Below are 11,082 nucleotides of genomic sequence, written 5' to 3' on the forward strand. Positions count from 1 at the left end.
ATATATTCTTATGGTTTATTAGTGGCGATCAAAAATTACCAATTCATTTACAAAATAGCATTCGTGATTTAAACAACGACGTATATTTAAGTTGCGTTTCAGCTTGGGAAGCAACTGTTAAATATCAGCTAGGTAAATTACCATTACCGGAATCACCTGAAATCACCTTCCCAAGCAGCGTCAGCAGCATTTAATCAGTAGTCTCAACCTAGATGAAGAAAGTGTTGCTCAACTCTTGAATTTACCATTATTACATCGTGATCCCTTTGATAGGATGTTAATTTGTCAAGCTTTACAACATAATTTAACAATTCTAACTGTAGACCCGGCAATTCGTTCCTACTCGGTCAGTGTTTTATATTAGGGTAATAATTGCTCAAAATCTGGAATAGAATAACCTTTCCATTTTAAAAGTGCATAAGAGTATGCTTTTTTCAACATTAAATAATCAGCACTTACTCGGAGCTACGCCTACGCAAAACTAAATTCTTAGGAGCAATTCATGAATTGCCCCTACCTGAAAATCAGGGTTTTGGCTATTGTTTGCTTAAGTCCTGTTCACTTTTCGCTGTTCGGCTGAAGACTCGATAGTATAGCGATGTACTAGTTTCCTTTAAGGGAAACAGCAGATAGGTGAGAGGATTTATTGCCACAATAATATTTCGGAAGTCTCGCCGAGCGAAAAATAAGATGGCACGAGCAACTTGCTGTGCAGACATCACTCCATAAGGATTCAGTTGACTCTTAAACGGGCCAAGAATTAACTTGCGAATTACACAATCCCCATTCAAACGCTTGAGAGTAACAATATCACCTAGCGATCGCTTGCTGAGTTCATAAAGTGGACTCAACGCTGGAGAAACCTCAGCCTCAGAAGTATTTACCCAAATTTCCTTGGTTGCTTTTGCTTGTGGCCCTGTTATAGTTGTCACAAATATATCCATCAACCGCAATGCTGAAAAGGTGTTCACCTCATAAGACGTGTTGATCGCCTCCGGTGTGCGGCTGGCGTAGACATTGATTCCGTGGTTGATAATTAAAATATCTACTTTTTCTAAACTATTTCTCAGTTCGGCTTCATTACCCAACTGCCAGGGAACCACTTTCACCCCAACTTGCTCTACTAATTTTTCTGGATTAGTGGTTAATGCCACAACTTTAGCATTATTCTTTACAAGTTCAGCCGCCAGCGCTTGCCCCAGCGCTCCTGATGCTCCGGTTAAAGCGATGGTTTTCCCCTTGAGAGACAGTCCTGTACCAAGAATTTTATCCACTAGGGGAAACACACCACTGTAATAAGCGTTGACATCATCAAAATGATGCCGCCAATGGTAAGTCCGATTCACCCACCAAATGGATGGTATTGTCTCTAAAGGGCCGGGTAGATGGTTGAAATCTGTATCAATTTTTCCCTGGAAATATCGCACAGACGCGCCATATAAGAAGGTGCAACCATAAGCTACACCCAGCCAAAACCCCATCTGCTGGACAACTAAGGCAATTACTACCAACACCACCAGCAGTAGACTCGACTCTAAAATGTCGTGATAGAGTTGGGATTCTTGATAAATTTTCGGGGAAACTATCGATAAATCGCGGCGATAGGCCATGTGATGCTTGTTATGCCATTTAGCAAGCCAATTGACTTGGTGACACAAAGCATGGTAGGTGTCTCTCAAGACCTCAGCAAGCAAAAGTGAAAATAGTCCCCAGCTAACAAACTGCAAGCTGGTATTTAGCCAAACCCAATTAATTTGTAATCCTGCCTCAATTCCCATCAAGTTTTCAGCTAGCATTTTTATCATGTTTGTCTATACTCGTTTTCTTAATCATTCTTCATGATCTAATAAAGGTGCGTTAAGGTCGAGTCTAGAGCATCATATAGCCAGGTTCAACGTGGGTAAAGTCTTTGCTCAATTGCTGATGTGCTTTTGGGAAGGCGTGAAACGGAATTGATACGTAGAAATGATGCTCTACATAAAATGGCATATTCTACATGAATAATCGTACAGGGCAGAATAGTGATAGCCACAATCTTAAAACTAAAATTATTGGTATTTAAACAGCATGACAGATATAAAAGATTTATCAAAAATAATTGCCAGCAAAGGCGATAATCCACTAATGATGCCAGATGAAAATGTGCAGTCAGAAGAAGACATAGAACTTGAGCGAAAACTACGAGAACTCAAGTTTAAACAGGAATTAAGAAAAGATTGGATTTTATTTATTGTCAGGGATGTAGTAATTTTTCCTACAGCTATCCTTTTTATTTTTGCTGCCAGTGGTTATTCCCTATTTCTTCATATTCATGGGTAACTTACTCTGACTAAAACTTTTTATCAACCGCAGAGACGCAGAGTACACAGAGAAAAGAGAAATTATAGAGTTCATAAAAATTTATAATTTTATTTCTCTGTGTGTTCTCTGTGGTTATTTAAAAAATCTTATAACTTATCTAGCTCAGTGCAATTGCGTAACTAATTTTACAGACGACGAAGCCAACTTCCTACAAGTAGACTCATCTTTATATCCACACAAATTTTGCTGGATATAAAGTAAGTACTTAATGGAAATAATCTAAAAATATGGGGCTTTTAATATTTTCTGTTGCTTTAGTTGCCATTGTTACTGCAATTATCATTAATGGCTACAACGATTTAGTCAAGTATCGCAATCGGTACAAAAATGCTTATTCTCAAATCGATGTTCAATTACAGCGCCGTTACGATTTAATTCCAAATTTGGTGGAAACTGCTAAAGGTTATATGAAACATGAACGAGAAACCTTAGAAGCAGTTATCGCCGCCCGAAATTCTGCAATTAACGCTAGCAGTCGTGCCGCGCAAAATCCCGGCGATCCCCAATCGATGCAACAGTTGGGCAATGCTGAAGGGGCGCTGACGGGTGCGTTGAGTCGCTTGATGGTACTTTCAGAATCTTATCCAGAATTGAAAGCCGATCGCAGCATGACTCAGGTTATGGAAGAATTATCTTCCACTGAAAACCGGATCGCTTTTGCACGTCAGGCTTTTAATGACGCTGTAACACTCTACAACACCAAGAGCGAATCTTTCCCCAGCAATCTCGTAGCAAATACTTTTAACTTTACTGTTGCAGAATTGCTCGCCGAAGCTACTCCAGAAATGAGAAATGCTCCTCGCGTGTCTTTTTAAATATCTATGAATTTCTTTGAACATCAAGATCGGGCACGCCAAAACACGCAACAATTAATTGGATTATTTTCCCTGTCGATCGCAGTTATGATTATGGCAATTTACGTTGCCGCTTTATTTCTGTTCCGCATGGCTCCCCGTGTTTGGTGGCATCCAGGGTTATTTCTTTACGTGGCTGGGATTACAATAATTGCGATCGCAGTTGGAAGCTTATATAAAATTGCCTGTCTTCGTCAAGGCGGAAGCGTAATTGCTCAGGGGTTGGGGGGAAGCCTCTTACTCCCAGATATGGCAGATGAACAAGGGCGACAACTATTAAATATTGTCGAGGAAATGGCGATCGCTTCTGGAATTTCTGTCCCAGAAGTTTATCTCCTGGAAAAAGAAACCGGGATTAATGCCTTTGCTGCCGGATTTACCCCCAATGATGCCGTAATTGGAGTTACCCGTGGAACTTTGCAACACCTGAGCCGCGATGAGCTACAAGGAGTTATTGGCCACGAATTCAGTCATATTCTCAATGGAGATATGCGGCTAAATTTGCGTTTGGTGGGACTTTTACATGGGATTTTGTTCATTTACTTAACTGGAGAATTGCTGTGGCGCATTCGCGGTAGCTTCCGTTTAGGAAAGGAAGATAAGGGTTTACCTATCTGGGCTTTTGGTTTAGCACTGATGGCAATTGGCAGTATCGGATTACTTTGCGGACGCTTGATTAAAGCCGCAGTCTCTCGTCAACGTGAATTTCTCGCTGATGCTTCGGCTGTACAGTTCACTCGCAACCCGAACGGACTTAATGGAGTCTTTCAGAAACTCCAACAGATGGATTCACGGTTGATTTCGCCGGGTGCAGAAGCCGCTAGCCACATGTTTTTTGGCAATGCCCTCAACCCCTCTTTTTGGGAAGATTTGTTTTCTACCCACCCACCCCTAGCAGAACGTATCCGTCGGGTTGGGGGTTTGAACGTCAGCAATTTGCCAGCAATGCCATCTCGCAATCAAATGCGTTCCCCTTCCCAGGAATCTCTAACGATGGGCTTTGCTGGTGGTTCCAGGGCCACGCCAGAACAAGTAGTCAACCAAGTTGGAAGCGTAACACCAGAGCATTTTGCCCATGCTCAAGGGCTGTTATCGCAGTTACCAGAATCTCTACGTTTAGGCGTGCGAGAACAACAAAGTGCAATGGCGATCGCTTTTGCCCTAGCATTAGATACTGAAAATATCGAGATCCAAGAACGTCAAATTGCTTGGTTACGAGAAGTACAGCCTGCCGAGTTGGTAGACAAAACCTTGGAATTGAGTAGCGAAATTAGCCAGTTAGATCCCAAAATTCGTTTACCCCTTGTAGATTTGGCAGTACCCGTATTACGCCAAAATTCTGCCAAAGAATGCCAAAGGTTGTGCAAATGCCTTCACGGTTTAGTTGTAGCCACCGGAAGTTTATCACTGTGGCATTTCGTGTTGCAGTTAATACTATGGCATCGTCTCCAACCTAGTATAAATCCCACTTCTACTACAACGGTAGAATTCACCTCTATAGAACAGATTTGGCCAGATTGTCTATTAGTACTGTCTGTAATTGCCCGTGTTGGACACCTTCAGCCCGATGCCTACACTGAGGACATTGCCTATGCTTTTCGTTCTGGAGTTTTTCGACTTCCTAAAGCCGGAGAGCAAGAAAAGCCAGAAATACCACTAACCTGTAATTTTACTGAACTAAAGAAAACTATTGAGCGCCTTCGTCTTGCCAGTCCCAAACTCAAGCAAGCGATTGTAGATGCTTGCGCTCACACGGTACTATTAGACAACAAAGTTACACAGTCAGAAGCAGATTTGCTCAGAGCGATCGCCATGACGCTAGATTGTCCAATTCCCCCGTTTTTAAACCCTCAGCCTAGTATTTCAAAACAAAAACAATCTTCTCCAAAGCGAAGTTAATGTAACGAGTGAGACACAATTATTTATAGCTAAACAAAAAAGTCCGTTTTTGCGGACTTTTTCTATTATGATTTCTTATAGTTACAAATAGCTGTTTACCAGGACAATAACCTGTTGCATCTTAATTACATTTATAGGCAATTGATTTATTTTCATTTTCCTTACTCTTATTTCCCCTTACATTTTGCCTTTTAAGCTAAATTAGTATGACTATGCCACGCTGCATGAGCAGAAATCAAAGCGGATTCCCATAGTACAAATAGCTATCTAAGCAAAAGAGTATAATATTGTACAAAAAATCTTGGCATTGCCTGGAAATATTAACTTGCTTAAACAAGTTTGGACAAAATGCCAACATTCCAGAAATTTGATTGCTATATTAGATTAAATAACTATTCTGGCAAGGATTAAAAAGCTGTGCGAGATGATTTACAGGGCTTGGAAATTAGTCAAGATGAACTGCAAAAGCTGACTAATTTACCTGTCAATGCTCGACTTTTAATCATTACAAATACTCTCCAAATATTAGCAAAACTATACATCCAAAAAATTAAAAGCTCGGAAGGAGCAACCGTAATTTTTATTGGGTTTGCTACATTCGTTTTTGGCTATCTTTTATTTGATATATTTCTCAAAATATTTATATCATGGATGACAGTTCCATCCTGGATAGTATTAATTATTTTAGGTCTTTGGGTTGGTGGTTTGACACAAAGCATCTTATATTTAGTATGGAGAAATAAAATTAAAACTGTCAAGCTTAACATGACAAAATCTTTGCAAATTTTGTTAAGCGATGTTGAAAGATATAATACTGTTATCAGGGCAATAGATATTAACGATCAAATAGAAGAAGCTGGTAATCCAGAAGTGCTTATAAAGGAAAGAGAAAGTGTTTTAGAAGCGCTCAAGCTTACCAAAGCTGATTTAGTTCGCGCTTTGAAAACAGAAAGGATTTTGAGAGAAAATAAGAGCTTTATTCTTAGTAATACAGAACTATTTGTCAACAATTTAGCAGCTTTAACGGCCATGCAAGTAAATGAACAGGCTACTGAGCATGGAAGGTTACTCAATGAAGCATTACAAATTGCATTAGATGTGCAACACGAAATGAAAAGATTAGAGACTCAGCGTTAAAATAATTCGTAATTCGTAATTCGTAATGACGTGAGAACGCAAAAAGGATGTCGCAGACAAGACTCGCTAAGGTAATTCGTCACTGGAAAACAGGTCAGGCTAAGATACTTCTTCAGATCGTCCCGCTATAGATGGGGATTTAGACTCAACCATAACGTAATTACGAATTGTCGATGGCTTTTTCCATAATCCTTCCCACGGTTGCGATCCCCGGTCTAACATAAAGAATATTCCTAAAGCGATCGCTTATCGGTATGGACTGGAAAGAAGTCAGAGGCAACTGGGTAATTATTCCCCGAAATCCCATAGGTATCATCCATTTTTTAGGAGGTGCATTCGTCGCCACTGCGCCGCACATCACTTATCGCTGGTTACTCGAACAACTGGCAAGTAAAGGCTATGTTGTAATTGCTACGCCTTTCGTCAATACATTGGATCATACTGCGATCGCCAAATCCGTGCTGTTAAACTTTGACCGCACCCTCGAACGCTTACATGATTCCGGGGCATTACGCAAGCTTTACTTCCCCATCTACGGACTTGGCCACAGTATGGGCTGTAAACTTCACTTGCTGATTGGTAGCCTTTTTAAAGTAGAACGTGCAGGCAATATTTTAATATCCTTCAACAACTACGCCGCCAAAGAGGCTATCCCCCTAGTAGAACAGTTCAATTCTACTTTTGCCATCGAGTTTACCCCTTCACCCTTGGAAACAAACAAGCTTGTCCAAGAGCGTTACAATATCCCGCGCAATTTATTAATAAAATTTAGCAATGACACCATCGATCAATCAGCAGCTTTAACCAAAATCTTACAAGAACGTTTTGCTGATATGGTGACAGCACAAACGTTACCAGGAACTCACACAACACCTCTAGGTCAAGATATTAAATGGCAAACTGGAACGTCTTTCACCCCCTTTGATGCATTAGGGCAATGGTTTAAGCAAGAAGCATACCGCGACTTGAACCAGCTAAGAAGTTCTATTCTCTTGTGGGTGAATCCTCTTGCACCCCCATAATACTCAACTATTTCTTGTAGGGTGGGTATCTCGCCTATCTATAGCTGGAGTAACTTATGTTACTCACCTTACAAGATTAGATAATTTATTTATAGCGGTTCCCATTTAGATGCAGTACAAGATTATATTGCGAGGTGTAGGGGCACGGCAGTGTTCATTGGTGTCAACTTAGCGTAAAAGCTGTGTCCCGCCAGGAATTAAAGTTCCTCGCTAATAGCGAAAGTCATTTAAAGATGACTAAATAATCCGAAAAATCCTTAGTCTACTTTAGTAGACTTTAGCTAAAATCCAAAGAACTTTAGTACGAGGCGGGCGAGTCAAGCTTTCAGTTAAGCTACTTTTAGCTTAAGTTGACACCAATGGGCAATGCCGTGCCCTTACAGGTGTACCTCACGTAAACGAAAACCACTATATTGGAAATTCCGTTGACTATTAACTCATCAGCCCACACTATATTATTATTTTCTATTTTTACAGCAAATTATTAATAAGTGTTTACTACAAACTTCTATGTTTCAAATATTAATAATTGATGATGATCATTCTATAAAGCTCCTTTTGAAAAGGATGTTAGAAAAACAAGGTTATGAGGTGGTTACTGCTAGTAGCGGCGAAGAAGGAATAGAAAAAGCGCTAGCTTGCCCTCCAGCACTAATTATTTGTGATTGGATCATGCCAGGTTTGACTGGTCTGGAAGTCTGTCACCGGATTAAGGAAGATCCCAAATTTTCCACCACATTCTTTATTTTATTAACATCCTTAGATTCCGTTGCCGATTGCGTCAAAGGTCTAGATGCTGGTGCTGATGATTTTATCTCCAAACCTATCGAGCATAATGAATTACAAGCACGGGTAAGAGCGGGATTACGCCTGCATCAAGTAAGTAGAGATTTGCAGGCGCAAAAGTTACTTTTAGAATCAGAAATGTCAGAAGCAGCAGAATATGTGCGATCGCTCCTGCCTTTTCCTATGACTGAACCCTTTAATATAAATTTCCGATTCATTCCCTCGCTACAACTTGGCGGTGACTGTTTCGATTACTATTGGCTTGATGACGATTGTCTAGCAATTTACTTGCTCGATACTGCTGGACATGGACTCAAAGCTACTCTTCCTTCTATTTCAGTGCTGAATCTACTGCGTTCCCGTGCGCTTAAAGGTCTGAATTACTATCAACCTAGTGATGTATTGAAAGCTTTGAATGATACTTTTCAGATGAATTATCAAAATGACAAATACTTTACAATTTGGTACGGAGTTTATAACCGAATTAACCGCCAGTTAGTTTATGCTAGTGCAGGTCATCCCCCAGCAGTTTTAGTCACCGGTGCATCTCCCCGAAAATCGGAAATTAAACTCTTGAAAACCCCTGGTATGCCAGTTGGCATGTTTCCAGAAGCCAAATATGTTGATGCATTTTGCAAGATTGAAAAATTTAGTAACCTTTACATTTTTAGCGATGGCGCTTATGAAATCACTAAATCAGATGGCAGTCTTTGGAGTTTGGATGCTTTTATTCAGTTACTAGTTAGCTTACAACATCCTGTTGATTGCCAACTCGATCGCGTATTGAGTTATTTGATTGCTCTGAACTCCAAAGATGCTTTTGATGATGATTTATCTATTTTACAAATGAAGTTTGATTAATTACATATTAGATACTAAAACCTGATTAAATGCGTCTTGACTGGGGAATATTTCAAATACTTTATCCATATTAGTCAGCTCAAATAGTATCCTGACTTGCTCATTAATTGAGCAAAGAACAAGTTTAGTATCTGCTGCCCGCAAGGTTTTGAAAGCTAGTACTAAGGCTCCCAAACCTGAACTATCCATAAATGTCACATCCTTAAAATCAACTAACACAATTTTTGCCCCAACTTCTAAAATATCAGTAATATTTTGCCGAAATTCTTGTGAAGTTGTAGCGTTTAAATTCCCATTGAGCTTAATAACTTTTACTTGTTCTCTCATAATTATTTCACGCTGACTTTTGTAAATGATGGTCTGATTTCGCTATTATATACCCATCATAGAACATTTAAAAATGCTTGTAAAATAAAATATGAGATTGAATATTGAGCAAGTATTGATAATTAATTTGATAAACAAAGTCTAATTGCAAATACTTTAATCTATTTTTTTATAATCATAAAAAATATTGTTAAGTTAATTAAATCTAGTTTTCCTAATAATAAAATGACGATTATAAAAGAAGAAGTGAGTCAGTAAGTACGAAAAGACGCATGTATATTTAGATTTGTAAAAAGGCTATAATAACCGATTATTAAGCTGTTATATCATGTCCGGCAAATTACTTGTGATATGTCATTGCGAGTGCAACGAAGTGGAAGGAAGCAATCGCAAGGCTTTTGGGATTGCTTCACTTCGTTCGCAATGACAATTATTTAACCGGACATGATATTAGATACTTTCAGTCTAGTTACATAGCTTGATTTTTTAAAGCCGATTTATCTACATCTGATTAATTTAGAGTCATTAATGTATGGATATACTGATCTACAAACAGAAGTTACTGCTTTTCAGATTATTTCTCAAATATTTTTTTATTTATGTTCAATTACTTACATATTCGAAAGAATTTGCCTCTGAACTAACGCTCTAGTGCAGCAAGGTGTAAATCTAACTACCATATCAACACACCAACGCTCTCTGAGAATGTTCTCTCAGGCGATCGCTGCTACTTTAGTATTCCCAATATTTATAATTTCTTAACAGACAGTATAAATTTATAACTCTTGATTCCTAGCTCCTTCAAATAGGACTCACCTTGGCTCTATGAAGCAGCTTTTCACCTTGAAGGTAGCCAGTGTAGCGTACCTTGACTGTTTCTCCAGGTTGTGAAGTTCCCTGCATCAATTGGTGTAGTTGCGGATCATAAGGTAATTCTGCTCCCACAGGTGCGATCGCTTCTATTCCCCACGCCTGTAAAAGCTTTTCTAAGGGTTTCTGCACCAACGGAACTATTTTCACTGCTGCTAGCTGTGGATTCTCCTGGACTTTTTGTGCTGCTGTTGGCCATTGCAATAACAAAGACTCCAGCAATTGTAAAGTTGACTGCTGTAATTCTTGTACTAATATCTCTCGCTGCTGTTCTAATTGAAGTTGCGATCGCTGGTATTCTTTTTTTAAATCTGCAATTTCTTGCAATAATTCCTGAATCGAGGCTGTTTTATCCTGTAACAACTCCCTACTTGAAAAAGTTACAACTAATTCACTCAATGGCATCTGTAGTACTAAGGAAAGCTTAAGCAGTACATCTACCCGCATCTGCTCCAGCTTTCCTTGCCGTAATCGCAATAGTTGATACTCTGAGACATTAGCAGCACGACTGAGGGCTTTAAAGCTAGAAATGCCTACCTGTTGCATTAAACCTTGTAATTTTTGGGTGAAATCAATATTGGGCATTTGGTACTGGTGACTAGGGCGTGTTTTTAAATTCGTTGTATTATTATTAAAAAATAAGCGATGCCTTCTCTACAAGAGGCTACGCCAAAGCCTACGCAGGTATAGTGTGTTAATGAAAAGTAGATTTTTCTGGAAAAATTGATGGAATAAGGTGCAGTCAAGCATTCTGTCCGGGTTTGCCTACCCATTCGCCCTTTAAGACTAGTCGAAATTGAAGGAGACATAAAGAGCAATTTCCTTAGATATATATAAATTATTTAATTAATTTTAAAAACTAATAAGCTAGTACAGCACGGCGGAAATAACTACCCATCAGGAATGCCTAAAACCCTTATGCGATAAGAATTACGAATTACAAATCCCAATTATGCAAAGTGGTA

At 39.2% G+C, this 11,082-nt stretch carries 11 protein-coding genes; 8 read left to right on the forward strand and 3 right to left on the reverse strand.

Translation table 11 applies throughout. The features are described from left to right. On the forward strand, positions 1–194 hold a 194-nt coding region (locus VB732_RS34230), incomplete at its 5' end, for a type II toxin-antitoxin system VapC family toxin (protein WP_416235804.1). A gap of 41 nt (positions 195–235) precedes the next feature. Next, the gene (locus VB732_RS34235) at positions 236–364 is read left to right on the forward strand and encodes a hypothetical protein (RefSeq protein ID WP_323235268.1); all 129 of its coding nucleotides are present in this window, start codon (positions 236–238) and stop codon (positions 362–364) included. Positions 365–536: 172 nt separating this feature from the next. Here the strand turns inward: VB732_RS34235 and VB732_RS34240 are convergent, their stop codons facing one another. After that, complete coding sequence (locus VB732_RS34240) at positions 537–1,805, reverse strand: bifunctional sterol desaturase/short chain dehydrogenase (protein WP_323235269.1); 1,269 nt, start codon at positions 1,803–1,805, stop codon at positions 537–539. A 262-nt stretch (positions 1,806–2,067) separates the two neighbouring features. Here VB732_RS34240 and VB732_RS34245 point away from each other — a divergent pair, with 262 nt between their 5' ends. From VB732_RS34245 to VB732_RS34270, 6 genes are all read left to right on the forward strand, one after another. Beyond that, positions 2,068–2,319, forward strand: a complete 252-nt coding sequence (locus VB732_RS34245; RefSeq protein ID WP_323235270.1) for a hypothetical protein — start codon at positions 2,068–2,070, stop codon at positions 2,317–2,319. Positions 2,320–2,588: 269 nt separating this feature from the next. Next, on the forward strand, positions 2,589–3,176 hold the full coding sequence (locus tag VB732_RS34250) for a LemA family protein (protein WP_323235271.1): 588 nt from the start codon (positions 2,589–2,591) through the stop codon (positions 3,174–3,176). Between the two features lie 6 nt (positions 3,177–3,182). After that, a complete protein-coding gene (locus tag VB732_RS34255; RefSeq protein WP_323235272.1) occupies positions 3,183–5,114 on the forward strand; it encodes a M48 family metallopeptidase in 1,932 nt (643 codons plus the stop codon). Between the two features lie 417 nt (positions 5,115–5,531). After that, positions 5,532–6,251, forward strand: a complete 720-nt coding sequence (locus VB732_RS34260; RefSeq protein WP_323235273.1) for a hypothetical protein — start codon at positions 5,532–5,534, stop codon at positions 6,249–6,251. Positions 6,252–6,505: 254 nt separating this feature from the next. After that, on the forward strand, positions 6,506–7,273 hold the full coding sequence (locus VB732_RS34265; protein WP_323235274.1) for a DUF1350 family protein: 768 nt from the start codon (positions 6,506–6,508) through the stop codon (positions 7,271–7,273). A 510-nt stretch (positions 7,274–7,783) separates the two neighbouring features. Next, a complete protein-coding gene (locus tag VB732_RS34270) occupies positions 7,784–8,920 on the forward strand; it encodes a SpoIIE family protein phosphatase (RefSeq protein ID WP_323235275.1) in 1,137 nt (378 codons plus the stop codon). Here VB732_RS34270 and VB732_RS34275 read toward each other — a convergent pair whose 3' ends face one another. Then, positions 8,921–9,247 (reverse strand): STAS domain-containing protein, encoded by a 327-nt coding sequence (locus VB732_RS34275; protein ID WP_323235276.1) that lies wholly within the window; start codon positions 9,245–9,247, stop codon positions 8,921–8,923. A gap of 801 nt (positions 9,248–10,048) precedes the next feature. Further along, a complete protein-coding gene (gene grpE / locus VB732_RS34280) occupies positions 10,049–10,702 on the reverse strand; it encodes a nucleotide exchange factor GrpE (protein ID WP_323235277.1) in 654 nt (217 codons plus the stop codon). Positions 10,703–11,082: the final 380 nt, after the last annotated feature.

The sequence above is a fragment of the Nostoc sp. UHCC 0252 genome (genome assembly GCF_034931145.1).
GTDB lineage: Bacteria > Cyanobacteriota > Cyanobacteriia > Cyanobacteriales > Nostocaceae > Nostoc.

Excerpts from the sequence above, each read along its gene's own strand:
- VB732_RS34240 (WP_323235269.1), bottom strand. The coding sequence starts at position 1,805 with ATGATAAAAATGCTAGCTGAAAACTTGATGGGAATTGAGGCAGGATTA.
- VB732_RS34245 (WP_323235270.1), top strand. The coding sequence starts at position 2,068 with ATGACAGATATAAAAGATTTATCAAAAATAATTGCCAGCAAAGGCGAT.
- VB732_RS34250 (WP_323235271.1), top strand. The coding sequence starts at position 2,589 with ATGGGGCTTTTAATATTTTCTGTTGCTTTAGTTGCCATTGTTACTGCA.
- VB732_RS34255 (WP_323235272.1), top strand. The coding sequence starts at position 3,183 with ATGAATTTCTTTGAACATCAAGATCGGGCACGCCAAAACACGCAACAA.
- VB732_RS34265 (WP_323235274.1), top strand. The coding sequence starts at position 6,506 with ATGGACTGGAAAGAAGTCAGAGGCAACTGGGTAATTATTCCCCGAAAT.
- VB732_RS34270 (WP_323235275.1), top strand. The coding sequence starts at position 7,784 with ATGTTTCAAATATTAATAATTGATGATGATCATTCTATAAAGCTCCTT.
- VB732_RS34275 (WP_323235276.1), bottom strand. The coding sequence starts at position 9,247 with ATGAGAGAACAAGTAAAAGTTATTAAGCTCAATGGGAATTTAAACGCT.
- grpE (WP_323235277.1), bottom strand. The coding sequence starts at position 10,702 with ATGCCCAATATTGATTTCACCCAAAAATTACAAGGTTTAATGCAACAG.